Source organism: Nitrosomonas supralitoralis (assembly GCF_003011925.2).
GTDB classification, from domain to species: domain Bacteria; phylum Pseudomonadota; class Gammaproteobacteria; order Burkholderiales; family Nitrosomonadaceae; genus Nitrosomonas; species Nitrosomonas supralitoralis.
This window is the reverse complement of record NZ_PXXU01000199.1, coordinates 1-428: the sequence shown is the minus strand read 5'-3', so window position 1 is coordinate 428 and position 428 is coordinate 1. Positions and strand designations below refer to the sequence as shown.

The window sequence follows — 428 nt, the reverse complement described above, 5'->3', positions numbered from 1 at the left end:
AGTTCTATATGACCTCGCGAGTAACTTATCAATCCTTCTTCATGCAATTTTTTGGCTACAACAGTAATGCTTTCCCGGCGAACTCCAAGAATATAGGAAATTGATTCATGTGTGTGAGACAAGGTATTTGAACTACTGTAGTCGGAACATAAAAGTAACCAAGTACATAACTGATTTTCTAGGCGGTGACGTCTATTGCATGCGGCCATTTGTGACATTTGTATCATAAGCGATTCCATGTAGCCCACCAGCAATTTATTTAGCGTACCTTCGCGACGACCTTCACTGCGAGTTAAAACATTCTGCAATACTTTAACAGAAACTCGGTAAGCATGTCCTTTTCCGCTGATTATCGCCTGCGTCATCGTTTGAGGACTACCCAGGAGTACTGAGACTCCTACTATACCTTCATTACCAACCATCGCCAC

Annotated in this window: 1 protein-coding gene; it reads right to left on the bottom strand. The window is 42.3% G+C overall.

What is annotated here, in order from left to right; translation table 11 throughout:
* Window positions 1–428 (bottom strand): Crp/Fnr family transcriptional regulator (locus C7H79_RS17415; RefSeq protein ID WP_147383674.1); only part of this gene is annotated, 428 nt, incomplete at both ends.